The 25,153-nt window shown below is 71.5% G+C and carries 31 protein-coding genes, 1 tRNA gene and 1 riboswitch; of the genes, 23 read left to right on the top strand and 9 right to left on the bottom strand.

Translation table 11 applies throughout. The features are described 5' to 3' along the window. Nucleotides 1-98: 98 nt before the first annotated feature. Nucleotides 99-1,016, bottom strand: a complete 918-nt coding sequence (locus tag BW982_RS05190; protein WP_076490960.1) for an alpha/beta fold hydrolase — start codon at nt 1,014-1,016, stop codon at nt 99-101. 106 nt (nt 1,017-1,122) lie between these two features. Between BW982_RS05190 and BW982_RS05185 the strand changes: the two genes are divergently transcribed. The 3 genes from BW982_RS05185 (at nt 1,123) to BW982_RS05175 (ending at nt 2,896) form a co-directional block, all read left to right on the top strand. Continuing rightward, a complete protein-coding gene (locus tag BW982_RS05185; RefSeq protein WP_076490959.1) occupies nt 1,123-1,656 on the top strand; it encodes a carboxymuconolactone decarboxylase family protein in 534 nt (177 codons plus the stop codon). After that, nucleotides 1,653-2,363 carry a tyrosine-protein phosphatase gene (locus tag BW982_RS05180; protein ID WP_076490958.1) on the top strand — a complete coding sequence of 237 codons (711 nt, stop codon included), beginning with the start codon at nt 1,653-1,655 and terminating at the stop codon, nt 2,361-2,363. Before BW982_RS05185 ends, BW982_RS05180 begins: the two co-directional genes overlap by 4 nt. Nucleotides 2,364-2,431: 68 nt before the next feature. Continuing rightward, entirely contained in the window at nt 2,432-2,896 is a 465-nt protein-coding gene (locus BW982_RS05175; RefSeq protein ID WP_076490957.1) for an SIP domain-containing protein, read from the top strand. Nucleotides 2,897-2,903: 7 nt separating this feature from the next. On the opposite strand, the gene BW982_RS05170 is transcribed toward BW982_RS05175, so the two are convergent. From BW982_RS05170 to BW982_RS05155, 4 genes are all read right to left on the bottom strand, one after another. Further along, complete coding sequence (locus BW982_RS05170; RefSeq protein ID WP_076490956.1) at nt 2,904-3,359, bottom strand: Fe-S oxidoreductase; 456 nt, start codon at nt 3,357-3,359, stop codon at nt 2,904-2,906. Beyond that, complete coding sequence (locus BW982_RS05165) at nt 3,356-4,168, bottom strand: arginase family protein (RefSeq protein ID WP_076490955.1); 813 nt, start codon at nt 4,166-4,168, stop codon at nt 3,356-3,358. Before BW982_RS05165 ends, BW982_RS05170 begins: the two co-directional genes overlap by 4 nt. Nucleotides 4,169-4,227: 59 nt before the next feature. Beyond that, nucleotides 4,228-4,980: a PspA/IM30 family protein gene (locus BW982_RS05160; RefSeq protein WP_076490954.1), complete on the bottom strand. Its 753-nt coding sequence runs from the start codon at nt 4,978-4,980 to the stop codon at nt 4,228-4,230. 90 nt (nt 4,981-5,070) lie between these two features. Beyond that, nucleotides 5,071-7,113, bottom strand: coding sequence for a TPM domain-containing protein (locus tag BW982_RS05155; protein WP_076490953.1), 2,043 nt, complete (start codon nt 7,111-7,113; stop codon nt 5,071-5,073). Between the two features lie 123 nt (nt 7,114-7,236). Between BW982_RS05155 and BW982_RS05150 the strand changes: the two genes are divergently transcribed. From BW982_RS05150 to BW982_RS05115, 8 genes are all read left to right on the top strand, one after another. Then, nucleotides 7,237-8,070 carry a DUF3097 domain-containing protein gene (locus tag BW982_RS05150; protein WP_076490952.1) on the top strand — a complete coding sequence of 278 codons (834 nt, stop codon included), beginning with the start codon at nt 7,237-7,239 and terminating at the stop codon, nt 8,068-8,070. A gap of 77 nt (nt 8,071-8,147) precedes the next feature. Continuing rightward, entirely contained in the window at nt 8,148-8,867 is a 720-nt protein-coding gene (trmB, locus tag BW982_RS05145; RefSeq protein ID WP_076490951.1) for a tRNA (guanosine(46)-N7)-methyltransferase TrmB, read from the top strand. Beyond that, nucleotides 8,864-9,730, top strand: a complete 867-nt coding sequence (locus tag BW982_RS05140) for a CPBP family intramembrane glutamic endopeptidase (protein ID WP_076490950.1) — start codon at nt 8,864-8,866, stop codon at nt 9,728-9,730. The genes trmB and BW982_RS05140 overlap by 4 nt, the downstream gene beginning before the upstream one ends. Nucleotides 9,731-9,786: 56 nt before the next feature. Further along, nucleotides 9,787-9,850, top strand: a riboswitch (guanidine-III (ykkC-III) riboswitch). Between the two features lie 10 nt (nt 9,851-9,860). Beyond that, nucleotides 9,861-10,184 carry a DMT family transporter gene (locus BW982_RS05135; RefSeq protein WP_076491891.1) on the top strand — a complete coding sequence of 108 codons (324 nt, stop codon included), beginning with the start codon at nt 9,861-9,863 and terminating at the stop codon, nt 10,182-10,184. A 129-nt stretch (nt 10,185-10,313) separates the two neighbouring features. After that, entirely contained in the window at nt 10,314-11,639 is a 1,326-nt protein-coding gene (locus BW982_RS05130) for a hypothetical protein (RefSeq protein WP_083696513.1), read from the top strand. 133 nt (nt 11,640-11,772) lie between these two features. Further along, nucleotides 11,773-13,008, top strand: a complete 1,236-nt coding sequence (locus BW982_RS05125; protein WP_083696512.1) for a sensor histidine kinase — start codon at nt 11,773-11,775, stop codon at nt 13,006-13,008. A gap of 97 nt (nt 13,009-13,105) precedes the next feature. Continuing rightward, entirely contained in the window at nt 13,106-13,609 is a 504-nt protein-coding gene (locus tag BW982_RS05120; RefSeq protein ID WP_076490949.1) for an SRPBCC family protein, read from the top strand. Further along, nucleotides 13,606-15,081 carry a phytoene desaturase family protein gene (locus BW982_RS05115; RefSeq protein WP_076490948.1) on the top strand — a complete coding sequence of 492 codons (1,476 nt, stop codon included), beginning with the start codon at nt 13,606-13,608 and terminating at the stop codon, nt 15,079-15,081. Before BW982_RS05120 ends, BW982_RS05115 begins: the two co-directional genes overlap by 4 nt. A 57-nt stretch (nt 15,082-15,138) precedes the next feature. Here BW982_RS05115 and BW982_RS18125 read toward each other — a convergent pair whose 3' ends face one another. From BW982_RS18125 to BW982_RS05105, 3 genes are all read right to left on the bottom strand, one after another. Further along, entirely contained in the window at nt 15,139-15,291 is a 153-nt protein-coding gene (locus tag BW982_RS18125) for a hypothetical protein (RefSeq protein WP_175611031.1), read from the bottom strand. Nucleotides 15,292-15,507: 216 nt separating this feature from the next. Continuing rightward, complete coding sequence (locus BW982_RS05110) at nt 15,508-15,849, bottom strand: hypothetical protein (protein ID WP_076490947.1); 342 nt, start codon at nt 15,847-15,849, stop codon at nt 15,508-15,510. A gap of 2 nt (nt 15,850-15,851) precedes the next feature. After that, nucleotides 15,852-16,226: a DUF7882 family protein gene (locus tag BW982_RS05105; RefSeq protein ID WP_076490946.1), complete on the bottom strand. Its 375-nt coding sequence runs from the start codon at nt 16,224-16,226 to the stop codon at nt 15,852-15,854. 115 nt (nt 16,227-16,341) lie between these two features. On the opposite strand from BW982_RS05105, the gene BW982_RS05100 reads away from it, so the two are divergent. From BW982_RS05100 to BW982_RS05080, 5 genes are all read left to right on the top strand, one after another. Further along, nucleotides 16,342-16,896: a MarR family winged helix-turn-helix transcriptional regulator gene (locus tag BW982_RS05100; protein ID WP_083696511.1), complete on the top strand. Its 555-nt coding sequence runs from the start codon at nt 16,342-16,344 to the stop codon at nt 16,894-16,896. Then, complete coding sequence (locus BW982_RS05095) at nt 16,893-17,072, top strand: hypothetical protein (protein ID WP_076490945.1); 180 nt, start codon at nt 16,893-16,895, stop codon at nt 17,070-17,072. Before BW982_RS05100 ends, BW982_RS05095 begins: the two co-directional genes overlap by 4 nt. Nucleotides 17,073-17,147: 75 nt before the next feature. Beyond that, nucleotides 17,148-17,501, top strand: coding sequence for a hypothetical protein (locus BW982_RS05090; protein ID WP_076490944.1), 354 nt, complete (start codon nt 17,148-17,150; stop codon nt 17,499-17,501). A gap of 42 nt (nt 17,502-17,543) precedes the next feature. Next, on the top strand, nt 17,544-18,176 hold the full coding sequence (locus BW982_RS05085; protein WP_076490943.1) for a hypothetical protein: 633 nt from the start codon (nt 17,544-17,546) through the stop codon (nt 18,174-18,176). A 242-nt stretch (nt 18,177-18,418) separates the two neighbouring features. Beyond that, nucleotides 18,419-20,866 carry a bifunctional lysylphosphatidylglycerol flippase/synthetase MprF gene (locus BW982_RS05080; protein ID WP_175611030.1) on the top strand — a complete coding sequence of 816 codons (2,448 nt, stop codon included), beginning with the start codon at nt 18,419-18,421 and terminating at the stop codon, nt 20,864-20,866. 10 nt (nt 20,867-20,876) lie between these two features. On the opposite strand, the gene BW982_RS05075 is transcribed toward BW982_RS05080, so the two are convergent. Continuing rightward, nucleotides 20,877-21,269, bottom strand: coding sequence for a DUF5684 domain-containing protein (locus BW982_RS05075; RefSeq protein ID WP_175611029.1), 393 nt, complete (start codon nt 21,267-21,269; stop codon nt 20,877-20,879). Between the two features lie 105 nt (nt 21,270-21,374). Here BW982_RS05075 and BW982_RS05070 point away from each other — a divergent pair, with 105 nt between their 5' ends. From BW982_RS05070 to BW982_RS05045, 7 genes are all read left to right on the top strand, one after another. Beyond that, nucleotides 21,375-21,815 (top strand): hypothetical protein, encoded by a 441-nt coding sequence (locus tag BW982_RS05070; RefSeq protein ID WP_076490941.1) that lies wholly within the window; start codon nt 21,375-21,377, stop codon nt 21,813-21,815. Between the two features lie 76 nt (nt 21,816-21,891). Continuing rightward, a complete protein-coding gene (locus BW982_RS18120; protein ID WP_175611028.1) occupies nt 21,892-22,065 on the top strand; it encodes a hypothetical protein in 174 nt (57 codons plus the stop codon). Nucleotides 22,066-22,119: 54 nt separating this feature from the next. Further along, nucleotides 22,120-22,195: transfer RNA gene (locus tag BW982_RS05065), tRNA-Arg, on the top strand. A 164-nt stretch (nt 22,196-22,359) separates the two neighbouring features. Next, nucleotides 22,360-22,614 carry a DUF6458 family protein gene (locus BW982_RS05060; RefSeq protein ID WP_076490940.1) on the top strand — a complete coding sequence of 85 codons (255 nt, stop codon included), beginning with the start codon at nt 22,360-22,362 and terminating at the stop codon, nt 22,612-22,614. 37 nt (nt 22,615-22,651) lie between these two features. Then, entirely contained in the window at nt 22,652-23,788 is a 1,137-nt protein-coding gene (locus BW982_RS05055; RefSeq protein WP_076490939.1) for a serine/threonine-protein kinase, read from the top strand. Further along, nucleotides 23,785-24,267 carry a hypothetical protein gene (locus tag BW982_RS05050; protein WP_139327315.1) on the top strand — a complete coding sequence of 161 codons (483 nt, stop codon included), beginning with the start codon at nt 23,785-23,787 and terminating at the stop codon, nt 24,265-24,267. The genes BW982_RS05055 and BW982_RS05050 overlap by 4 nt, the downstream gene beginning before the upstream one ends. A 44-nt stretch (nt 24,268-24,311) precedes the next feature. Further along, nucleotides 24,312-25,121, top strand: coding sequence for a transglutaminase-like domain-containing protein (locus BW982_RS05045; RefSeq protein WP_076490937.1), 810 nt, complete (start codon nt 24,312-24,314; stop codon nt 25,119-25,121). The last annotated feature ends 32 nt before the right edge of the window (nt 25,122-25,153 follow it).

Below are 25,153 nucleotides of genomic sequence, written 5' to 3'. Positions count from 1 at the left end.
TGCTGTGCTGCCGTGGAGTGGGGTGAGGAAAGCCTACTTTCACCCGGCAGGGGCGACGCCGTGCGTGACACGGAGCGACACCGTCCGGCCGTGGGGCGTCAGACCGCGGTGAGGGTCTCTCGCAGGAGGGCGGCCAGTCCCGCGGGGTCTTCCTCCTGCACGTTGTGGGCGGTCGGAACGACCCGCACGCGTGCGTCCGCGGCCTGACGGACCAGCTCGTCCGCGTCGGCCGCGGTCACGAAACCGCGATCCGCGCGGACGAACAGGATCGGCGCCCGGACGGCGGTGACGTCGTCCCACCCGGTCGATGCGAGCAGCGCGCGCACGGCATCCGGCGTCGACGTGTCGGCCCCGGCGGCGGCAGCGGCCGCGGCGAGATGCGCGAAGTGGTGCTTCCACTCGACGCGGCCGTCGGGGCGGACACGGGTGTTGAGGAACACGCCGCGCTCGGCGGCGGACCGCGCACCACCGAGTCCGAACGCCAGGGCCTTGTCGACGAGCTCGTCGCGGCTGGCCCAGTCGGTCGGACCCGCGAAGAACGCCCGCAGCTGCGCCGGGCCGCCGCTGGGGTCGATCCCCGGCGTGATGTCGATGATCACGACCGTCTCCACGAGTTCCGGACGGGAGGCCGCGACGGCGGCGGCCGTGAGCCCGCCCAGGGAGTGCCCGACGAGCACCTGGGGCCGATCCGTCCAGGCCTCGAGCGCGGCGGCGACATCCGGCGCGAGGACGCGGCCGACGTAGGCGGCATCGTCCCGCCAGGACGAGTCGCCGTGGCCGGCGAGATCCACCGCGAGCGCCGGCACCCCCAGGTGGAGCAGCGTGGTGTCCCAGGTGTGCGCATTCAGCCCGGCGCCGTGCAGGAGCGTCACGCGCGGAGGTTCCTCCCCCCACCGCAGACCGCTGAGCGTGCGCCCGTCCGGCAGGGTCAGTCCGACGCGCTCGACGCGGGGGACCTCGACGCCGGCGGCGGCGGCCTGAGCGGGCAGGAAGGAGAACTCGTCGGTCTCGGGCATGGTCCCAGCCTGTCACCGGCCACCCCGGGTCACCAGCGCGTGGACTCCGGCGGTCACACCTCGGCCTCCCGGATCCGGGGTCGGGGGTCCGCCGTAGGCTGTCGCCATGGGCGAAGAACGACGTGTTCACCTCTCCAGGAGTGCTCCCGAGGCCTACGCCGCGTTGCGGTCGTTGTCGAAGGTGGTCGGCGGGCTCGCGACGGCGGCCGGCGTCGACGCGCGTCTGCGGGAGATCGTGCAGATCCACGCCTCGCAGCTCAACGGCTGCGCGTACTGCGTGCGCGTGCACGTCGACGGGGCGGTGAAGGCGGGGGTGGATGCCGATGTCATCGCGCAGATCGCGACATGGCGCGAATCGGGCGTCTTCGACGAACGAGAGCGCGCAGCCCTGGAACTGACCGAATCGTTCACGTTCATCCACGACGAGGGGATCCCCGACGAGGTGTACGACCGCGCGGGCGGCATCCTGAGCGAAGAGGAGTACGTCGCCCTCAGCTGGATCCTCGTCGCCATCAACGCGTTCAACCGCGTGGCGATCGCGGGGCGGTACCCGGTCCCGCCCCGCGCCCCGGCAGCGACGCCGAGCGACGGAGCGTCGCCGTCGGTCCCCGCCGCCCGCGATCACGGGGACGCCGCGTGAGGTCGCTCGTCTCCGGGGCGACCAACTTCCGCGACGTCGGGGGTCTCCCCGCCGGTGCCGGTCGAAGCCGCGCCGGGGTGCTCTACCGTTCCGGGAACCTCGTGCACGTCGACGACGAGGGCCTGCGGACGATGGACGACCTGGGGCTGCGCCGCATCATCGACCTCCGCGACGATGCCGAGGTGCGCCACGCGCCGAGCCGCGTCGATGGACTCGACGTCGAGGTGCAGCGCGTGCCGCTCTTCCTCGGATCCGTGGAATCGTTCTTCGCGCGCGACGTCAGCCTCGGCGAGCTGTACGCCGAACTCGTCGAGGGCTCGGCCGCCCGCATCGTCGACGCGGTGCGGGGGATCCTCGGCGCGCAGCCGGTCCTGATCCACTGCACCGTCGGCAAGGACCGCACCGGTGTCACCGTCGCCCTCGCGCTCGCCGCGGCCGGGGTCGACCGGGACGCCGTGATCGACGACTACGCCCGCACCGAGGGGCTGCTGCCCGCGGAGCGCAACCGGCAGGTGCTCGCCGGCATCCGGGCGCTGCATCCCGAGAACCGGCATGCCGAGGAGCTCGCCACGCGCTCGCCCGCGCCGGTGATGCGCGGCCTGCTGGAGCGACTCGACGCGCAGTATGGTTCGCCGGCGGACTTCCTGCGCGCCCATGGCCTGACCGATGCCGAACTCGCTCGTCTGCGGGCGGTCCTGATCGAGTAGCCCTCGGCTCATCCTGGGGCGCTACACAGGTTAGGCAACCCTTCATCGCGGGTATAGTGGATGCCATCATGTCCACCTCCGCCGAGCACAACGCCGCCGCCTGCCGCTCTTCGCGCCACACGCGGGTGCAGCACCTGATCACGGCCGACGAGAACTCTCTCGCCGAGCTCGAGGCTCTGCTGTCGACGTTGCCGATCTGCTCGACGGGGCGCCTCTTCGTCGAGGTTCCCGACGCGTCGTGGATCACGCCGATCGCGGCCCCCGCCCGGATGACGGTGACGTGGCTCGACCGCTCCCGCCGGGGCGGCGCCCCCGGCACCGGACGCGCGTGCGCGCCGGGCCAGGCGCTGACGCGCGCGGTCGCGGGATGGGCGGGCGAGATGCTGTGCTGCGACGACGACGCCACCCGCATCTTCCTGCTGGGCTCCTACCTCGGCACGGCGGAGATCGTCGACGACCTGACCTCCCGCCACGGGGTGGACGCGGCGAGCATCCACACGCCCGAGCGCTTCGGAATCACCGCCGCTCGCTGACGCGGCCTCACGCTCCGCGCGGGACGTAGTTCCCCTCGACGAGACCGGCCTCGATCTCGAATCGGTTGCGCAGCGGATCACGGCCCGCGAGGAAGTACAGCAGCGGCATGAGGAAGCCGTAGCGGCGCCACTGGCGCACGTGCACGGCCTCGTGTCCGAGGACCGCGTCGGTGGGGGGAACGTCACCGGTGAGGAAGCAGTCGCCCACGCAGACGCCGCCGCGGGGGAACGCCCACTGCGGGAGCCCGCGGAACACCCAGAGTCCGTTCCGACGCTCGATGCGGCCGGTGCTCCACAGCGAGCCCCACACCCACCCCACCGTGCGGCCGTACCAGAAGCCGACGCGACTGACGGGGGAGTCCAGCAGCACGGACGGGAGGAAACGGTCGATCCGGCGTCCGCGCGCGACCGCCCGATCGGCGCGTTCGCGCCAGCCGTCCGGTGGGCGCGGGATCGGGCTCACGCGAGCGCTCCGACCAGGCGCAGGATCGTTCCGAGATCGTCGACGGCCGCAGCCGGCGACGAGGGGGAGAACTCGGTGATCGTGGCGCCCGCGAGGGGGACCCGTTCGCGAAGCCGGCGGACGGATGCCACGACATCCGCCGCGGCGACACCGAACGGCACGGGGCTGGCGATGCCGCTGATCTCCGACGGGTCGAGGACGTCCAGGTCGATGTGGACGAACACGCGGGAGGCCCCCGTGGCCGCCACCGCCGCGGCGAGTACCTCGGCGTCGGCCAGGTCGCCCGCGCCGATCGTGCGGATGCCGTGCGCCGCGACGACCCGCTCTTCCTCGGCATCCCACGCCCGGGTTCCGGCCAGCACGATGCGGCTCGGGGCGATGCCCGGCGTGAGCCGCACCGTCGGTTCGCCCTCACCGAGGATGCTGCGCAGCACCATCCCGGTGAACGCTCCGCTCGGCGAGGACGCGGCCGTGTTCAGGTCGGGGTGCGCGTCGAGCCAGACGACCGCGAGGTCATCGCCGGCGATCGCGGAGATCGCGCCGAGCGCGACGCCGCAGTCGCCGCCGATGGTCACGACGGGTTCGTCGGTGCCGCGGACGGCGTCCTCGATGCGGTCGCGCATGCGCACGACGGCACTCAGACGATGGATGCCGCTGCCCTGCGCGTCGCCGGCCTCCGTCGGGGCTTCGAGGGCGATCGTCGCTGCTCGCGGCAGGTCGCCCCCGATCGCTTCCGCGCCGTCGATGAGCTGCATCGCGCGGGAGGACGATGACCCCTGCCACTGTGGGGCGATGACGAAACGCGTCATGACATGCCTGTCGGGTGGGGGAGCGCACCGTCCCGAGGGAACGGTGCGCTCCCGGGCGATCAGAGGTCGGGGCTCGGGGCGTCGATGGCGGCGCGCTGCGGGCCGCCGGTCTTCAGCGCGGCCAGCCGCGCCTCGACCTCGGTCAGCTCCCCCACGTCTTCGAGCGCGTTGAACTGCGCGTCGATGCTCGACGCCGCCAGTTCCTGCTTGCCGGCGGCGAGGGCCTCTTCCCGACGGATCTTGTCCTCGAAACGACCGAGCTCGCTGGTCGGGTCGAGCACGTCGATCGACTTCACGGCGTCGTGGACCTTGTTCTGGGCCTCGGCGACCTTGGCGCGGGCGAGCAGCTCGCTGCGCTTCGACTTCAGCTGCTCGAGCTTGGTCTTCATGCCGTTGAGGCCGTCCTTGAGCTTGTCGACGACCTCGGTCTGCGACGCGATCGTGGGCTCCGCGGCCTTCGCCTCGCTCTCCGCCGAGATCTGGCGCTGCAGGGCGATCTTGGCGAGGTTGTCGAACTTGTCGGCCTCGCCGGCGTTGCCGGCGGCGCGCAGTTCGTCGCCCTTGCGGCTGGCGGCCAGGGCCTTGTTGCCCCATTCCGCCGCGGCCTGCACGTCTTCCTGGTGATCGCGTTCGAGCAGGCGCAGGTTGCCGATGGTCTCGGCGATCGCGGACTCGGCGTCGGCGATCGAGTTGGAGTAATCGCGAACGAGCTGATCGAGCATCTTCTGCGGGTCCTCGGCCTGGTCGAGGAGCGCATTGATGTTCGCGCGGACGAGGGTCGAGATCCGACCGAAGATGGACTGCTTGGCCATGCGGGATTTCCTTCCTGAGGCGACCCTGTCGAGTCTGGTGCCGATTTCTACGAGTTTTCTGTGACGACCGTCAGGGGCCGGGCGGGGGAGTCAGAAGCGTCCCCCTCCGCGCCGCGAACGCGATCCGGTCGAGGACGAGCCGGCCGAGCGTCCGCGGGACCCGACGGACCGCGAACCGCCGCCGCCGCCGAGTCCGCCCATTCCTCCGAGCATGCCCCCGAGGCCTCCGAGCCCACCTCCGCCGAAGCCCCCGCGGGAGCGCGAGCCCCCGCCCAGAAGGGCGTTGACGGCGATGCCCCCGAGGATGGCCCCCATCATGTCGCCGCCGCCCCCGCCGCCTCCGCCGAAGGCGCCGACGTCGTTCTGGGCGAGCGAGGAGGCCTGGCCGGCGAGATCGACCGCGCGCTGGGCCGACGGGAGAGCGGATGCCGGGTCGACCGTGCGCAGCTGTTCGGCTTGCACGAGCGCGGCACCCGCCTCGGCGAGGCGCGTACGGGCGGTCGGCCCGACCGCACCGCGGCGTGCCGAGATGAAGTCCTCGGTCGCGGAGACCTGGGCGCGCGCCTGCACCAGCAGGCCGTCCAGCTGTGATGCGGCGCGGCGACGTCTCTCGGCCTCGTCGTGCGCGGCGCTGAGGACCGCGTCGATCGCGGCGTTGCCCTGTTCGAGCGCGGAGAGGGCGCGGAGCGGGGAGGTGCGCGGCGGTGCGAGAGCCGCGCGCCCGGCGTCGAGGTGTGCGCGTGTCGTCGCCACGGCACCCGCGATGCGACCGTCGGGATCGGGCAGCGCCGCCGCGGCGGCGAGGTCGCCCTCGATCTCGGCCACGAGGTCCGCGGCGCGGCGCTCCGCGGCGGCGAGGTCGGCCGTCAGCGACGGGACGGCCGTCTCGAGGCTCTCGGCCTGCGCGACCGCGGCTTCGCCGGCACGGATCGCGACGGCGGCTTCGCCCGAGGCGCCGGCGGCGATCGCCTGATCGGCCGCCGAGAACTGCCGTGCGGCGAGGTCCAGCCGGTCGCGGGCCTGCGCCGGGTTGTCGGCCACGGGGGCGAGGGCCTCGTCGGTGTAGCGCTCGCGGAGAGAGGCGAGATCGCGGTCAGTCCCCTCCAGCGCTCCGGTCGCGGCGGTGTGCCGCTCGCGAGCTCGGGCCACTGCCGCGGGCGCATCGGACTCGAGCGCGCGGAGCTGGTCGAACGCGGCCGCCTTGGCATCCAACGATTCGTCCGCCGACGCGCACAGACGCAGGATCTCGGCGTAGCCGGCCCGCCGCTGCTCATCGGTCTCGGGAACGTCGTCATCGAGCTGCTGCGAGATGGTGAAGGCCCGGTCGAGGTCGGTCTTGGCCTGAGCGAGCGCCTCGGCGAACGGAGCGGCGGTCTCGTCGCCGAACTGCGCGCGCGCGAAGCCGAGTTCCTGCTCACTGGTCTTGATCGCGTCGTCGGTGGCGACGAGCGCGGACCCGGCGCGGCGGGAGAGGTCGTCGATGCTCTCGTCCGGTGCCGGTGCGCCCGCGGCGGCGCCGCGTCGACGGCGCAGCCACAGCCACAGCAGACCGCCGCCGAGCGCGAGCACGAGGAACACGACGAGCGCGATGAGGGCCACGTCCGGTCCGGCGCCGGCCGGCTCGCGTGGCGGGGCGGGCTGGGCGGCGCGCGCCGCGGCGGTGATCCCCGTCGCCGCCGCATCCGCGGCCCCGGCGTAGTCGCCGGCCGACAGGGCGGGTTGCACCCGCTCCTGCTCGATCGCGGCGAGCTGATCCGCGGTCAGCGCACCGTCGTCGACGTCGCCCGAAAGGTAGTACGCGCGCCCGTCGACCGACACCGCGAGGAGGTACTGGTGCGGGCCGAGACTGTTGCGGTTGGCGGTCTCGTTGGCCCAGTCCGCGGCGGAGCTCGGCTCGCTGAAGTCGTCGACGAAGACGACCCACAGGTCGAGCCCGGTCTGTTCCGACAGGCGGAGCATCCGGGACTGCACCTCGGCCTCTTGCGCGTTGGTCAGCACGTCGGCCTGGTCGAGCACATAGCTCGAGCCCAGCGGCGGGGGAGGCACGGCCCACGCCGGCGCCGCCAGACCGAGGACGGACGCCGCCGCGACCGCCAGGCCCGCCATGACCGCAGCCGTCTTCGGCTTTCGCATGCATTCCCCTTCGGCGCTGAGGCCCCCACTCTATAAAGGCCCGCGGACACGCGGGAAGGCTCGGCGCGTCCGCCCTGAGCGCACGCGCGCGGCGCATAGGCTCGGGCGTTCGGAGGTACCCCCATGGACGATCGCTACGGCACCGATGTGCTGGCCCGCGGCTGGCGCGAGGCCGGCCGCAAGAAGGCGGTCGAGGTCGCGGCATCCGCCGATTTCGTCGTCGAGGTGGCCGGTGACGGATTCTGCGGGGCGGTGACCCGCCTCGACGGCATGAACGTCGAGCTCGAGGACCGCCTGGGCAGACGTCGGCTGTTCCCCCTCGGCGGTGGGTTCCTCCTCGACGGCGAGCCCGTCGTCCTCGTCGCCCCCGCCGCCGCGCCGAAGGGACGCACCCGGACGGCCTCCGGGTCGTTCGCCGCTTCCGACCAGCGTGCCCGCACGGCGCGCGCGAGCCGCATCTTCGTCGAGGGCAAGCACGACGCGGAGCTGGTCGAGAAGGTGTGGGGTGCAGACCTCCGGGCCGAGGGCGTCGTGGTCGAGTTCCTCGAGGGCGTCGACCTCCTCGAACAGACCCTGGATGCCGAGCCTCCGACGGCCGAACGGCGGTACGGCGTGCTCGTGGACCACCTGGTGCCGGGCTCCAAGGAGTCGCGCATCGCCGAGAAGATCGCGCGGGGCCGTCACGGAGCCCACGTGCGCATCGTCGGGCATCCGTTCGTGGACGTGTGGCAGTGCGTCACTCCGCGCGCTCTCGGCATCGCCGCGTGGCCGCAGGTTCCGCGCGACATCGAGTGGAAGGTCGGCGTCTGCCGCGCGCTCGGCTGGCCCGCCGAGGAGCAGGCCGACCTCGCCCGCGCCTGGCAGCACATCCTGTCGCGCGTGACCACGTTCCGCGACCTCGAGCCGGCCCTGCTCGGCCGCGTCGAGGAGCTCATCGACTTCGTGACCGTCCCGTGAGCGGCCGCAAGCCCCGGGAGCAGTCGCGCGATCCGCGCGACGAGGGCGCGCCGGAACCGTCGCCTACCCTGGATGCCATGGAGACCCCCGTCTACCGTGACCGTCCGGTGTCGTTCGTGCGCCGCAGCGGCCGCATGTCGGAGGCGCAGGATCGGGCGTGGGCCGAACTCTCGCCGTTCTACCTGCTGCCGGTGGAGCGGGATGCCGCGGCCACGAGCGTCCGTCCGGGATCGGCCGTCGACCCGGCCGAGGTCTGGGGCCGTCACGCGCCGCTGATCGTGGAGATCGGGTCCGGCCAGGGTCACCAGATCGTGTCGGCCGCGGCCGCGCGGCCGGACGCCGACTTCCTCGCGGTGGAGGTCTTCGCCGCGGGACTGGCCCGCACGATGCTCGACGCCGAACGCGAGGGCCTGCGCAACCTCCGCCTCGTCGAGGCCAACGCCCCCGAGGTGCTGGAGCATATGCTCCCCGCGGCATCCGTCGACGAGCTCTGGGTGTTCTTCCCCGATCCCTGGCACAAGAACAAGCACACGAAGCGCCGGCTCGTTGCCCCCGAGTTCGCCCGGATCGCGGCGCAGGCGCTCCGCCCCGGAGGCGTGCTGCGCCTCGCGACCGACTGGCAGGACTACGCCGACCAGATGCGCACCGTGCTCGACGAGGCTGCGGAGTTCGAGCGCGCGTTCGCGGGGGAGTGGGCCGAGCGGTTCGACGGACGGGTCCTCACCGCGTTCGAGCGCAAGGGGCTCCGCGTCGGGCGTGACATCCGCGATCTGACCTACACGCGCCGTTCGTCATGACGTCCCACGCCGTCGTGCCCGAGAGCGTCCGCCGCACGTGGACCGCGAAACTCGTCCCGGCGGCGCTCGTGTGCCTGGCCGCACCGGTGCTGTTCGTCGTGCAGGTCGTGTGGCTCGGGTGGATCGTGCTGGCTCTCGCCGTGGCATCCGCGGTCCTCGTCGACCGCCGCGCCGGGGTCGCGGTCCTGCCGGGCCGGGACACCGAACCGAGCATCGCCCGCGACGTCTCGCTCGTGGCGATCGGGCAGTTCATCGTCAGTCTGATCCCCCTCCACGCCGAGCTCGACAACGCGGCGTTCCTGCGCTTCACCCTCGCGCTCGGTGGAGCCGTCGTCGTTCCCTACGTCATCTCCCGCTTCGTGTACCGCGACTACGCCATCCGCTTCCCCTGGCGGGGCGGCGGCCGATGGGCGTGGTGGCAGTGGGCGTGGCTGGGTGGCGTGATCGTACTGGGCTACCTGATCCTGCCCTTCTACTTCATCACCTCCGGCGTCTACATGAACTGGCCCGTCGTGGACACCCCCGAGCTCATCGGCCGCCTCTTCGTCGGCGTCGGCGCCGTGGGCATCTGGGACGAGCTGTTCTTCGTGTGCACGGTGTTCGTGCTCCTGCGGCGCCACTTCCCGGACGTGACGGCCAACGTGCTGCAGGCCATCGTCTTCGTCTCGTTCCTCTGGGAACTCGGGTATCAGGCGTGGGGGCCGGTCCTGACCATCCCCTTCGCGCTCGTGCAGGGATTCCTCTTCCTCCGCACCCGCTCGCTCTGGTACGTCGTCACCGTGCACCTGCTCTTCGACGCCGTGGTCTTCGGCGTCCTCGTGCACGCCCACAACCCTGGCGCCGTCTCGATCTTCCTCGTCTGATCGGATGAACGGATGCCGTGCACGGCCGGTGCACAGGCGTGCTTGCTACCGTGGCGGACGCGTGCGAACGGCACCACCGGACGAGGGATCAGTACCCGGACTGCGACAAGACTGGCCGATGGAGGTCGTCATGTCGTGGATCGTTCTGGCCGTCTCGGGCGTCCTGGAAGCGGTGTGGGCCACGGCCCTCGGCCGTTCGGAGGGCTTCACGAAGCTGTGGCCGAGCGTCGTGTTCGCCGTCGCGCTCGTGGCGAGCATGGGCGGGCTCGCGTGGGCGATGCGGGAGATCCCGACGGGGACCGCCTACGCCGTCTGGGTGGGAATCGGCGCGGCACTGACGGTGATCGTCGCGATGATCGGGGGAGCCGAAACGGTGTCGGTGGTGAAGATCCTGCTGATCCTCGGCCTCGTCGGCTGCGTGGTGGGCCTCAAAATCGTCGGTGACACCCACTGACCAGGGCATTTCCTGAATGTCAACCGGGAAGACCGTTGGCATCCATCCGGTACGATCTGGGCGAATGCACTTGTCCGGGCCGGACACCGTCGTCAGCAGCCCACTTCCTCCCTGTGTGAAAGGTTCCGAGTGAGCGCACCGCCGAGCGAGCTGGTCCCCACGGTACGGCCGGCCCCCACCGACGATCGTCTGGCGCCGCTGCGCGAGCGTGGGCGTCGCCTGCTCGACTCCCGTCCCGGACGGGCACTCCGTCAGTACGGCCACGACGTCCTGCGCGCGCCGCAGGGCGTGGAGCCGATCGAGCGCGGCGCGTTCACCCGCGTTCTGCTGCTATGGGCGATCGCCCGCGTGGTGAACTTCGGCCTGCTCTGGGGGTTCTACTCGATCGCCAAGGCGGCGCGCTGGGGCTTCGGACCCGACAGCGAGCGCCTCGGTACGTTCTTCGACTACCTCACCGGGTGGGATGCCGATCGCTACGGCCAGATCGCCGCGCAGGGCTATCCGATGTCGCTGCCCATGAACGTGTCGGGCGACATCCTCCCGAACAACTGGGCGTTCCTCCCGGTCTTCCCGTTCCTCGTGCGCACGCTCTCGGGCGCGACGGGAATCGGCTGGCAGCCCGTCGCGGTCCTGATCAGCCTCGCCGCGAGCCTGGGGGCGACGTGGATGCTGTTCCGCCTGCTGCGCACCGTCACCCGGCCGCGCGCCGCGTGGTGGTCGGTCGTGTTCTTCTCGTTCGCGCCGATGTCGTTCCTCTTCGCCCTCGGCTACAGCGAGGGCCTGTTCATGTTCCTGGTCTTCAGCGGCATGCTCCTCGCCATCAAGCGGAAGTATCTGTGGATCCTGCCGCTCGGAGTGATCGCGGCGTACACGCGCCCGGGCGTGCTCGCCTTCGGCCTGGCGCTCGGCATCCTGTTCCTGGTGCGCTTCTTCCGGCGCCGGGTCGACCCCTTCCCCGTCCGGGAGTGGGCGTACCTCATGGCATCCGGGCTCGCCATCGCGGTCGCGGGTCTGTCGTGGAGCCACATCGCCCAGGACGTCACCGGCACCAAGAACGCCTACATCCGGACCGAGCTCGGTTGGTGGCTCGACTACGTCGGAAACGACGAGTTCACGCCGTTCACCCCGTGGTTCCGACAGGCCGGCACGCACCTCGGTGTGGTGGGCATCATCCTCGTCGTCGCGCTGATCGTCGCTTTCGCCGCGCTGCTGTGGTCGCGTCCCGTCCGCCGACTCGGCCTCATGGTCGTGGCGTACCTGTTCAGCTACGGCGTGTACATCTTCGCGGTCTTCCTCCCGCAGCAGAGCACGTTCCGCCTTCTCATGCCGATGGCCCCCATCCTCGGCGACGACCGGTTGTCCTCGACGCCCCGCCGTCGCACGGCGATCCTCGTCGGATGCGTGGTCCTGCAGGCGGTGGCGATCCTGTTGCTGTGGACGCGCGGCAATCCGTGATCCGACGGACATCCTGTAGGGGCGGGCACCGGTGTGCTCGCTCCTTCGTCGTCCCGCGGGCCTGACGGGTTCCGGCGACAGCGTCCGACCGGCGGGATAGTCTCGATCGGGGAGACGATCGCGAAGGGATGCCGTGTCCACAGCTCACGAGGTGACGCGCCGCGACGCCATCGATCAGTACCGCATCGTCGGGGCGCTGCCCGAACCTGATCTCCAGGGACTGGTCGAGCTGGCGGCGACCATCTGCGGCGTGTCCACCGCCGTCATCAACATCATCGACGACCGTGCGCAGCACCAGGTCGCCGCCGTCGGCGTGCGGGCGGCCTCGTGCTCCATCGAGGATTCGATGTGCGCCGCGGTGCTCGTCGAGCCGGGCCGCGTGGTCGTCCCCGACGCGCGCGAGGACCCGCGGTTCCGCGACAACGCGTTCGTCACGGGGGTGGTCGCCTCGGTGCGCTTCTACGCGTCCAGCCCTCTCATCACGCCCTCGGGCGTCGCGATCGGCACTCTGTGCGTCTTCGACGACGAGGTCGGCGAGCTGACGGATGCCACGGCTCACGCCCTCGACCTGCTCGCGCACCAGGTCATCGATGTCCTCGAGCTCCGGCGCGTGAGCCGCGACCTCGCGGAGTCGAACACGCAGCTCGAGCAGTTCGCGACCCAGGTGAGCCACGATCTGAGGAACCCTCTGACGGCCCTGTCGGGCTTCCTCGAACTCGCGGCGGACAGCCCCGAGATGATCGATGCCCCGCGGGCGTCGCGGTCGCTTGCCCGTGCCGAGGCCGCCGCGTCGCGGATGACCTCGATGGTGACGGACCTGCTCGATTTCGCGCGCATGGGGGGAGCGCGACCGCACTTCAGTCGCGTGGACGTCGGCGAGATCGTGGACGAGGTGCTGGAGGACCTGGACGGCGCCGTGGTGGGCGCGGGCGCCGAGGTAGTGGTGGACGCGTCGATGCTCGTCCGCGCCGACGACACTCTCCTGCGCGTCCTCCTGCAGAATCTCATCGCCAACGCGGTGAAGTTCACCGTCGCCGCGGGGCGTGTGCCGCGCGTCTCGGTGACCGTGCGCGAACTTCCGGACGGATGGCGTCTGACGGTGGACGACAACGGCCGCCCGGTCGATGCGGAGCTGCGGGATCGCATGTTCGAGCCGATGCAGCGGGGCCATGACGCCGATGTGCAGGGACTCGGTATCGGATTGGCGACCTGTCGGCGCATCGCGCACGCACACGGGGGTCACATCGGTCTCGACGAGTCTCCGGACGGCGGAACGCGCGCCTGGGTGGTGCTCCCGCGGACGTCGCCGCCTGATCGGCCACGACCCGGTGCGCCTAACGGTCTCGATGCGCCCGCGCAACCTTCGTGACCGGCGGGTGCACCGACCCGTAGCGTTGTCGGCATCCGGTCGGGAGTCCGGGCCCCCGGCCGAAACCTCCCCGCCGACGACGAGGAGGTGCTCCCCGATGGCTCGCAACGTGCGACTTCTGCACTGCACACCCGAGGACGTCTTCCGCGTGCTCGCGAACGGGTGGCTGTATCCGCTCTGGGTGGTCGGGGCGTCCCGCATGCGCGACGTGGCCGAGGAATGGCCGCGCGAGGGGGCGGAGTTGCACCACTCGTTCGGGTCGTGGCCCGCTCTCGTCGACGACACCACGGTGATGCGCGTATGGGATCCGCCGCGCCACGCGGTGCTCGAACCGCACGGCGGTCCGATCGGCATCGCGCGCGTCACCATCGATGTCAAGCCGCGAGGTCAGGCGTGCGTCGTCCGGCTCCAGGAGGAGCCCGTGACCGGGCCGACCACTTTCCTCCCCGACGTGGTGTTCGACGCGATCACACGGTGGCGCAATGCCGAGACCCTGCACCGGCTGGCGTACCTCGCCGAGGGCGGCGCCCCGGGGCCCGGCGGGGGAGCAGCCGCCATCGGCCGCGCGTCCACCGCAGAGAAGGAACCGGTCCAGCGATGACCGAGCGATATGACGCGATCGTCGTCGGATCGGGACCCAACGGTCTCGCGGCGGCGGTCACCCTCGCGCGGGCGGGGCTGTCGGTGGCGCTGTACGAGCGACAGTCGTCGCTCGGCGGCGCGGCCTCGACCGGTGAACTCACTCTGCCCGGCTTCCGCCACGACCTCGGATCCGCGGTGCACCCGCTCGCCCTCGAGTCGTGGTTCTTCCGCGAGTTCGGCCTCGAACGCCGGGTGCCGTTCGTCGTTCCGGAGGTCTCGTTCGCGCACCCTCTGGAGGGCGGGCGAGCCGGTCTCGCCTACCGCGACCTGCCCCGCGCGGCGGAGGCGATCGGTCGCGACGGGGCGGCCTACGCCCGCCTGATGGGGCCGCTCGTCGCACACCTCCGAGGTGTGGCCGACTTCACCGGCAACGCCCTGCTCCGCGTCCCGGGCGACCCCCTCGCCGCGTTCTACTTCGGCATCCGCTCGTTGGAGCAGGGCGGCCCGTGGTGGAACGCGAGGTTCCGCGAGGAGGTCGCGCCCTCGATGATCACCGGGGTCGCGGCGCATTCGATTCTCGCGCAACCGAGCCTCGCCGCCGGAGGTGCCGGCCTGGTGCTGGCCACCTACGCGCACGGACGAGGATGGCCGATCCCCGTCGGGGGCAGTCAGTCGATCGCCGACGCGCTGGCAGCTGACCTGCGCGCTCATGGTGGCGTCGTGCACACGGGCGTCGACGTCACCGACCTCCGTCAGCTCCCTGCCGCCCGCGCCGTGCTCCTGGACGTCACGCCGCGCGCTCTGGTCGGCCTGGTCGGCGACCGGATGCCGGGAGGCTACCGCCGCGCGCTCGAGCGGTTCCGCTACGGCGGGGGAGTGGCCAAGATCGACTTCGCCCTGTCGGATCCCGTGCCGTGGGCCGATCCGGAGGTCGCTCTCTCGGGAACGGTGCACGTGGGCGGCACACGGGCGCAGATCGCCGCCGCGGAGAACGCGGTCGTGCGCGGGGAGCTTCCGGACGCCCCCTATGTCCTCGTGTCGCAGCCCTCGCTGTTCGATCCGACGCGTGCTCCCGAGGGGCGACACGTGCTGTGGGCGTACACCCATGTTCCGGCGGGGAGCCGCGCCGACCGAGAGGCGGCGGTGGTCGCCCAGATCGAACGCTTCGCGCCCGGCTTCCGCGACACCATCCTGGCGACGTCGTCTCGGACTGCGGTCGACATCGCGGGGTGGAACCCCAATTTCCCCGGCGGCGACATCTCGGCGGGCGCGCCGTCGCTTCCGCAGTTGATCGGGCGACCGGTGTACAGCCCCGAACCGTGGCGCACCCCGATCCCCGGCATCTACCTCTGCTCGTCCTCGACGAGCCCCGGCCCCGGTGTGCACGGCCTCGCCGGCTGGCAGGCGGCGCTCAGCGTGTTGCGTCGCGAGTTCGGAACCCGTCTGCGCCCCGACCTCGCCCCGCGTCCCGACCAGATCGCGGCGATCTGATCGGCCCGCGGGCCCACGCGGCGGAACCTGGGGCGGGGAACGCGTCGCGGTGACGACTCAGTCGATCTTGCCCGTGGGGGAGGAATCGGTGTCGGCCGCCTCGTCGGCATCGTGCTGAGCCGCGGCCCCTTCCTCGGGCGATTCCGCCCCGGAGGACGAGGTGTCGGGAGAATCGTCGTCGGGACGATCGGGTGCGGTGGGATCAGCCATGGGAGGCCCCCTTCGTGAGCGCCGGAGGTCGGCGATCCGGGCGACGCTGTCACACCCCGAGAGCGAAGTCCAGGGGGTGGTCGCAGATGCGTCGTGCGCTCCACCTCCCCGCCCGACGTCAGATGGGGTGGACGCCGTAACGTTCCACGAACTCGGCCCGAGCGGCATCCTCCACGTCGTCGGCCTCGTCGCGGAGTTCGACGATCGGCACGGCGCTCACAGGTAGGGCGCGAGCGCGCCGGCGGTGAGGGCGAAGGCGAGGGCGGCGGTGCCGGCCGCGGTGGCGAGCACGACCGTTGCGTGTTCGGCGCGGACCCGCCGCGCCGTGTTGACCGGATCGGCGGTCGATCGCAGGGAGGCTTTGGCGCTCTCGAGCGCGTCGTAGCGGCCGATGGGGACGCCGTGGGCGTCCCGCGAGACGAACCCGCCGGACACGCTGTCCACGCACCCGTAGTACTCGCCGCCCCGGTGGGCGACCCAGAATCCGGAGTCGACCTTGGCCCAGAGGACCCGCACGCCGGTGAGCGGCCCGATGGCCGCGGTCGTCGACGATGGCATGGTCACGCCGCCGTTCGCATCGCAGGACGGCGCGCAGCGGGGGCAGGGGCCGGGGTGCGAGCCGCGACCGCGGACGCGGGGATCTCCGCATCGAGCGCGATGACGAGACCGGCGGAGGAGTTGGCCATGTCGGCCATGTCCTTCAGAGCTCGGGCATCCAGCTGCTCGGGTTCCGCGCTGTCGAAGACGAAGCGCAACGGAATCGCGGGCTGCAGCCACAGGGTGGAGCGGCCGGGGGTGCCGTCGACGTGGGTCCAGCTCACGGTGAAGCTCTCGCCGCGACGGAGTTTGGTCGCAACGACCACCTTGAGGTGCGAGAGAAGGCGATCGGGGATGCGGACGGGCTCGGGCGTGGTGCCGTAGTAGAGGTGGCCCATGAGGAACTCCCTTCGTCGTGTTAGCTGCTTGATGAACATACTCGGTTAGTAACTAGTTTGTCGAACTATTTGTTTCGTTGTATGATTCCGAGATCGACAGCAAGGGGCGTACACCATGACGGACATGCGTGCGGTGTCGCAGAGCCTCTCTCCTGGCGGAGACCGCGACTCGGGCACCTATTGGTACGGAGACGAACCCGCCGACCGCCGCGTGCGGAGCAAAGCGGTGCTCGAAGCCCTCCGCGTCTACCGGGCCGCCGAACTCGCGATGCGTCGGCGCACCCGCGAGTCGATGTCGATGGGGGAGAACGAGCTCCTCGTCCTGCGCTATCTGCTCCGTGAACCCGGTCGGAAGGTGCGGCCGGGCGAGCTGACCCGTTATCTCGGCCTGTCCACCGCATCGACGACGGCGATCCTCGACCGTCTCGAGCGCTCGAGACACGTCACTCGAACGGCCAACCCCGACGACCGTCGCAGCATCTTCATCCAGGCGACCGATCGCGCGCACGCGGAGGTGCGTCAGACCCTCGGTAACATGCACGACCGCATGCTCGCCGCCGTCATCGACATGTCGGCGGAAGAGTCCGAGGTCGTGGTGAGGTTCCTGCACCGGATGAGCGACGCGGTGGACGGCGTCGCCGTGGACGCCGGCCCGTCAGCCTCACCGTGATCTACGTGCTCGTCGGCGGACCGCGCGACGGACAGCACGTGGACGACCTCCCACGCGGATACCGCCTCAGCCTCGACGAACCGGCTCCCGAGCGGTTCGCCGAGTTCGACACCGTGCGCGCGGTGTGGTTCGAACTGGATGCCGCGATGTTCCGTTCCGCGCAGCGGCGCGACTGACCCGCGCGTATCCCACCGCCCGCCTCACGCGCAACCCGCCACCGGGTCTCGCCGGCGGCGACCACGCTGGAGCACATGAGATGTGTCACCTACGCCGGAGAGACCGTGATCACCACCGACGACGTCGCGTCGTCGCTCGTGGAGCTGACCGCCGCGGTGGCCAAGGAGGGGCAGGCCGAGGCGGTGTCCATTCCGATCGTCACCGAGGACAAGAAGGTCGGGCAGGCCGAACTCGTCATCGGCGTCGGCAACGACGTCTTGTCCGCGCCCGTGGAGTGGACGGGCGAGGAGCCCGACTTCGCTGCGTGGTCGGAGGACCTCCGCAACCACCGCCTCTTCCCGCGCTCGAGCCTGAGGGCCGTCGAGCCGATCTCCTCGGACGACGACGAGCCGATGGACTGGGACTTCGACCAGCCCACTCAGGCGTGACGCTTCTCGAGAGCCGTCGGCGCTCCACGTAGGGTGGAGCGCATGGGGAAGCGGAGCGCGACGTGGCGCGTCGGGGGCATCCTGCTCGGGGTGTGCGGTGTCATCGGACTCGGTGGAGCGCGCACGGTGGGTTCGCCCGTGGTCGCCCAGATCCTGATCGACGGGCTCTGGGCAGTCGGCATCCTGATGTTCGCCGTCGGCCTCAATCGAGCCGGCAGCGTCGTGGCGCGACGCCCCCTGGGCCTCACCGCCCTGGTCGTGCTGGCCCTCGCGCCGCTGATCGTGAATCTGACCTACACGCTCACCCCGGTGCAGGTCGTGTCGTCCGAACCCGCCACCGCCTGGCTGGCCTCCGCGGTCAGCTGGACGGCGTCGGCCGTGTCGATCGCCGCGGGCGCGGTCGCAGCGACGCAGATCGCGCGCCTGGGCGCCGTGCCCGCGCGATGGCGGCGGGTCCCTCTCTGGGCGCTGGCGATCAGCGTGGGCTGCGCGGTGCTCGTCCAGGTCGTCTGGGTCGCCCTCGGTGCCGCGGGCGCCGACCAGGGGGTCATCGCGGCCGTCGGAGTGATCGGGTGGATCGGCTATCTCGCCCCGACCCTCGGCCTCGGCGTCGTCGCGCTCATCGCTGCCGCGACCGATGATCCCCGCAGCGTGCAGGTGTTCCGCTCCTCCTGAGCCGCCCGTCGACAGGCCCCCGCCGCTCAGCGGGGGCGGATACACCTCGGGGTGGATGACGTCCGCCCGGCGGCGAGGAGACGATGAATCGTCGGATCGTTCTCCACGATCGACATTCACCCGATCGGAGCCCCATGCCGCCGACCGCCGTCGTCTCGCCCCCGCCCGTTGGAGACGCGCCCGCCCCGCCCCGCGCTCCGGAGCGCGTCGCCGCGTCGTCCTCCGTGCGACGGACCGTCCGGATGCCACGGGCCAGCATCGCGCTCGCCGCCGTCGTGCTGCTGGTCAGCCTCGCGCAGTTCCGCGGCAGCGTCCTCGTGGGCGACGGACCCTTCGATGTCCGTGAGCTGGTGCGAAGTCTGTTCACGGTCGATCAGCCGATGCTGCTGCCGATCGTGCTCCTCGCGATCCTCGTCGGCGGGGGTCTCGCCGAGCGCGTCCTGGGCTCCGGCCGTCTGCTCGTGGCGTTCATCGGCGGCGGACTCGCAACGTCCGTGGCCGGGTTGGTGATCGGCGCCGTCGAGAGCGTGTTCCTTCCCCGCCTCCCCCTGAACTCCGACGTGTTCACGGGGGCGCCTCCCATCGCCGCACTGCTGGTCGTCGCGATGACCGCGAGCGGCTTCGTCGGCGCGCTGTGGCGCCGACGCGTGCGGTGGGCGAGCGCGGCGATCGCCCTCACGCTGTTCCTGTACTCCGCGTCGGCGAGCGACCTCTACACTCTCATCGCACTGCCGATCGGACTCGCGCTCGGGCTCCTTCTCGGCGGTCGCCCGGTCACGCTGCGCGTCCACCGGAGCTCGCACCACGAGACCCGCGTCCTGCTGGCGGCCCTGACCGCCGTGACGGCGGTGGGTCCGGTGGTGGCGACGCTGTGGGGCAGCGGCGCGGGGCTGCTCTCGGTGTACGGGTGGCTGTCCTGGGATCCGCTCACGGTGGCGGACGGACAGGTCTGCGTCGCAGGGTCCGCGTTCCTCGGATGCCCGGCCGGCGGATGGTCGATCGGGCCGCTGCAGGCGAACGCGGGCTGGATCGCCGCACTCCCGTTGGCCGTGCTGCTCGTGGCATCCTGGGGCATCCTGCGCGGGCGCCGCGGCGCACTCGGCATCGCGATCACGGTGAACCTGCTGGTGTTCGTCGGGATGATGTACGTCTTCGCCGTCACGGAACCCGACACTCTGGCGACGCTGGCGATCACTCGTGACGCGGATGCCGCGTCGGCGTCGTGGCAGATCCTCGTCGGTGTGGCGGTGGGGGCCTGCGTGCCGCTCGCGGTCGCCGTCACGCTCTTCGTCTTCCGCCGCGCCGCGCGGATCGGATCCGCTCCCGGCGCGCGGTCGTTGTTCCTGGGCACGGTGGGTCTCGCCGGGGTCGGCATGTTCGTCACGGCGCTCGTCGGCACGATGGCGTTCTCGCACCACTTCGCACCGGAGCCGGGGCCCGCGGCGATCCTCCGGGCCACCGTGCTGCGGCTTCTTCCGCCGTCGCTCCTGCCGGCCGAGTCGATCGCCTTCGTCCCGATGACCGGATGGGCGCAGGCGCTGTGGTACCTGCCGTCCACGGTCTTCTGGGCCGTGTGCGTCTTCGCGTCGGTGCGGTTCGTCCTCAGCCCGGGCGCGGCGGCGCATTCCGGAGATCGTTCGCGGGCGCGCGTGGTGCTGGAGCGGGGCGGCGGCGGAACCCTGTCGTTCATGACGACGTGGACCGGCAACGCCTACTGGTTCGCCCCCGACGTCGACGCCGCGATCGCCTACCGTGTCCGCGGTCGCATCGCCGTCACCCTCGGTGGACCTTTCGGACGCGATCGCACCGACCCGCGGGTCGCCCGGGCGTTCGTGGACTTCTGCGGCGAACGGGGCTGGACGCCGGTGTTCTACAGCGTCGACGATGCCGAGAGCGCCACCCTCGACCACCTCGGGTGGAGGAGGACGCAGGTCGCGGAGGAGGCGCGCCTCGAGCCCGCGACGTGGACCCCCGCGGGCAAGAAGCGTCAGGACGTGCGCACGGCCACCCACCGCGCGGCACGCGAGGGCGTGCGGGCGGTGTGGACCCGGTGGGCGGAGCTGTCGTTCCGCGACCGCGCGCAGATCCGCGAGATCTCCGAGGCCTGGGTCGCCGACAAGACGATCCCCGAGATGGAGTTCACGCTCGGGGGCGTGGAGCAGGTGACCGACCCCGCCGTGCGGCTGATGCTCGCGCGCGACGCGCAGGACCGGGTGGTGGCGGTGACGAGCTGGATCCCGGTGTACGCGGCATCCTCGGTGCACGGATACGCCCTGGACGTGATGCGCCGCCGGCACGACGCGATGAACGGCGTCATGGAATTCGTGATCGGCGCCGTCGTCGAGCAGCTGCGCGCCGAGGGCTGCACGGTGATGAGCCTGTCCGGCTCGCCCCTCGCGTGCCACCGGGACGAGGCGGATGCCGAACCGGATGCCGTGGAGCGCTTCCTCCGTCAGCTCAGCATCCTGTTGGAGCCCGCGTACGGCTTCCGGTCGCTGGCGAACTTCAAGAAGAAGTTCCAGCCGGAGTTCGCCCCGATGTGGATGGTCTACCCCGACCCCGCACAGCTGCCGGCCGTCGGGCTCGCCCTCATGCGCTGCTACGCGCCGGGGTTGACGGTCGCCCGGGCGGCCCGCATCGCATCCGGGCTGCGCACGTCGGCGCGCGCGAAGGCGGCGACCGCCGGGTGAGGGCCGCGGGTCAGATGCGCTCGGGGCGGTACTCGTCGCGGCTGAACCCGACGATCAGGTAGCCGACGAACCAGATCCACGCGAGCAGGATCAGGGAGAAGAACCAGCCGTGGCCGAACGCCCGGCCCACGCGGATCGAGACGATGATGTGGAAGATGAAGCCGACGATGGGGATGAGGTAGAGCAGCGTCATCCAGCCGGAGTACGCCGCGACCTTGACGAGGAAGATCGTGTTCACGATCGGGATGATCGCGAGCCAGCCGGGGTACCCGGCCTTCGAGAAGACGCGCCACAGTGCGATCACGCTCAGCACGTACACGGCGAGGCCGATGAGCGACGTGGTCGAGTTCAGCGCGAAGATCGACGTCTGGTCGTAGATGGTGTTCGGCGACGAGGTGAGCATGCCGCTCATCGTAGGGGCAGCGCTGCTTCGGCCGAAGTGCCCCGCACCGAGCGGCGGACGTTACGCTCGCGTCATGCCGATGACCGCCGCCTTCCCGGGGATGCCATGACCCGCGACCGCAAGTTCGAGTGGGGTGGCCTCAGTGCGGGGCGGGCCGATTTCGTCACCGCCGCCGAGGCTCTCGCTGTGCTCGAGCAGCTGATCGAGGAGTATTCCGACCTGTCGGCCGAGACCGGGCTCGCCGACGGCGACGCGTTCCTGCGGTTGTCGGCGGGGGACCGGTGGGCGGTGGTCTCGACCCCGGGCACCCGGTGGTTCTCGGTCCGCGTGGAGTCCGGGCACCGCGCGCGTCTCGACGATGCGACCTCCACACGCGACGAGGCGGTGATGCTGCTGGGGACATATGTCGCCGTCGGGGCGGCGTATGTCCGCGGCGAGGCGGTGGTGGACGGTGACCGACGGGTCGTCACGACGCACGGCCGCACGATCTCCCTCACGCGACCGCCGGCGGCCCGCGTGCGCCGGTGGCTGGCGCGAACGCGCTGAAGCGTCCGCCGTCAAGCCTCTCCGGCGCCCGCTGCGGCGCTGAGAAGCTGGGCACTCGCAAGCGAAGGGACCGACCATGAGCGATCCGCAGGACAACGCCCCCGCCGACGACGCCGAGAACCTCGGCGACGATCAGACGGTGGCGCCCAGCCAGACCAACGACGTCGACGAGCAGTCGAAAGCGCCCTCCGGGGACGACCCGAACGCCGACCACCAGGCCACCGGCATCGGGGTCATCGGCGACGAATGACCCCGCCTCACCGGTCGGGGGCGCATCCCGCGCGATGCTAACCTTGACCGGTCCGCCTCCGTAGCTCAGGGGATAGAGCGTTGGTTTCCGGTACCAAAGGTCGCAGGTTCGATTCCTGTCGGGGGCACCACCGCAAGGCTCCGATCACTCGTCCGCGAGGGTCGGAGCCTTCGTCGTCCGCCCGTGGGTGAGAGGCGAACCGATCGCCGCGACGGTCGCCCCCGCGTTGTCAAGACCTCCCGCCGGTTCGGAGGGGGAGTGGCATCCTGACGTCACCCTCCCGAAAGGACTGTCATGAGCATCGGAGCCGGAATCGCGCTGATCGTCATCGGCGCCATCCTCGCGTTCGCCGTGGATCTTCCGAACGACTACGTCGACCTGACGACCATCGGCTACATCATGATGGGCGCGGGTGTGGTCGTCTTCCTCATCGGTCTGGTGCTTCTCGTCCGACGTCGGCAGACCGACACCGTGACCCGCACCGAGGGCGTCGGTGGCGCGCAGGTCACCCGCTCGACCACGCGGTCCTCGAACGACGACCTCGTCTGACATTTCCGCGGGGGGCGTTCGACCCCTGAGGACACGCATGACCGACACCGACACGACGCAACCGGCCGACCCCGCCACCGACGGCCTCTTCGACGGGCGCTACCGACTCGGCCGGGTGCTGGGCACCGGCGGATACGCGCGCGTCTATGAAGCCGTGGACACGTCGCTCGGACGCACCGTCGCGCTCAAGGTGATGACCGGTGACGGCGCGGATCCGTCGGATGCCGCGCGCGTGCGGTCCGAGATCCGGCTCCTCGCCTCGCTGTCGCATCCGTCGCTGGTGACCCTCTACGACGCGCGCCTGTCGTCGACACCCACGTATCTCGCGATGGAGCTCATCGCCGGACCCACGCTGACCGATCTGATCGAACGCGGTCCGATCGCGACCGCCGACGTCGCGCGATACGGCCGCGAGATCGCGGAAGCCCTATCGGTGGTCCACTCCCGCGGCATCGTGCACCGCGACGTCAAGCCGTCGAACATCCTCCTGCGCCCGCCCGCCCACGCGGGGGAACGGGCGCGGGCGACATTGGCCGACTTCGGGATCGCCGCGCTCGTCGGCGCCACGCGCGTGACGCGGGCGGACACCGTCATCGGAACCGCCGCGTACCTCAGTCCGGAACAGGCGCGCGGGATGCCGGCCGCCCCGGCGAGCGATGTTTACTCCCTCGGGCTCGTGCTGCTCGAGGCCCTCACCGGGAGGCGCCCGTTCGGCGGCCGCACACCGCACGAGGCGCTCGCGGCCCGGCTGGTGTCGCCTCCGGACATCCCCGACGACCTGCCCGGGCACTGGCGTTCCCTCCTGTCGCGCATGACCGCGATCGACCCGGCGGAGAGACCGGATGCGGCGGAGCTCGGCGCCGAGTTCCGCTCCCTCCCCGGGGAGTCCGCGCCGGCCGCTCCGCTCGGTGCGACGGCGCTCATCGCGGGGCCCGCGCCCGACGAACTCACCCGCACGCGCGTGCTCGCTCCCGCGGAGGCACCGCCGCAGCGTACCCTCGGCCGTCGCGCGGTCATCGCGGCCTCGGTGCTCGCGGCCGTCCTCGTCGTCGGTGGCGTCGCTGCGGCGGTCGGGGTCACCGCCGCGGCTCCGTCGTCCGACCCGTCGCTGCCATCGCTCCCGGCCCCGCTGGACCAGCACGTCGACGACCTGTGGAAGGAAGTGGGCCAGTGAGGCGCCATCGAGGTCTGGTCCCCGTTCTCGCGTTGACCGCCGGGCTGGCGCTCGCGGGGTGCACCCCGCAGGCCGCCGCGCCGACCGCCTGGCAGGGTGTCGTGCAGAACCTGGCGAGCGAGGCGTCGGATGGGGACTATGCGTCCGCGACGGCGACGCTGGACCAGCTCGAGGCCGACGTCACCGCGCAGCGCGACGCCGGCGCGATCACGTCGGCCGAAGCGGAGGCGATCCTGTCCCGCATCGCGACCGTCCGAGCCGACCTCGCCTCTCTCGCACCGAGCCCGGAGCCGGTGCCCGAGTTCACCCCCGCGCCGACGCAGAGCGCGGTGGGCGACGACGGAACCGTTCCCGACGAGCCTCAGAACCCTGCCGAGCCCGATGACAAGGGGTCGGGGAACTCCGGCAAGGGCAACGGCGGCAAGGGCAAGAGCGACTCGACCACGACCCCCGGCGGACCGGGCAAGAAAGACGGATGAGCGAGCCGCGTCCCACCCCTCCGTCGCCGTGCGAGGATTGCCCGGTGCCGCGCCGAGTGACCGCTGAACTCGACCTCGATCTGGGGTCCTCCGTCGACCTCATCTTCCAGATCACCGCCGCCCAGGGAGTGCCGCTCGCGAGCGAGCAATTGACCTTCTCGAGTGGCGATCGCGTGTACACGCCGACCGAGATCGTCGACCAGTCCGGCAGTCGCCTGCACCGCCTCTCCGGCGAGCAGGGGCCGCTCTCGGTGCGGTACGAAGCGGTGGTCACCGGGGCGTCGCCGACGCTGCACACGAGCGACCTCGAGACCATCACCTACCTGCGGCCCAGCCGGTACTGCCAGTCCGACGAGGTGTTCGCCCAAGCGCGTCGGCAGTTCCGCGGGCTCGCCGGGGCGGAGCTCATCGCGGCGGTCTCGACCTTCGTGGCATCCAGCGTCACCTACACGCCCGGGCTCAGCCTCGGTACCGACAGCGCGGTCACGACCCTCATGACCGGCCAGGGCGTGTGCCGCGACTACGCCCACGTCGTGATCGCGCTCCTGCGGGCGATGGACATGCCCGCCCGCTACGCCGCGTGCTACGCGCCCGGACTCGAGCCCATGGACTTCCACGCCGTCGCGGAGGCGTACCTCGACGGCGCCTGGTACGTCATCGACGCGACGCGCCTGTCCGACCGGCGCTCGCTCGTGCGCATCGCGACCGGCCGCGACGCCGCCGACTGCGCGTTCCTCAGCTATCACGGCGGATACGTCGGCCTCGAGCGGATGTACGTCGACGCGGTCCTGGACGACGAGACGACGGATGCCACGACCCCCGACGACCACGAAACCCTGGTGCAGATCGGCTGAATCCAGGCCTCGGGCGCCTCGGCCTAGAATTG

The sequence above is a fragment of the Microbacterium sp. RURRCA19A genome (genome assembly GCF_900156455.1).
In the GTDB taxonomy this organism is placed as follows: domain Bacteria; phylum Actinomycetota; class Actinomycetes; order Actinomycetales; family Microbacteriaceae; genus Microbacterium.
The sequence above is the reverse complement of the archived record's forward strand: the minus strand, read 5'-3'. Positions and strand labels throughout refer to the sequence as shown.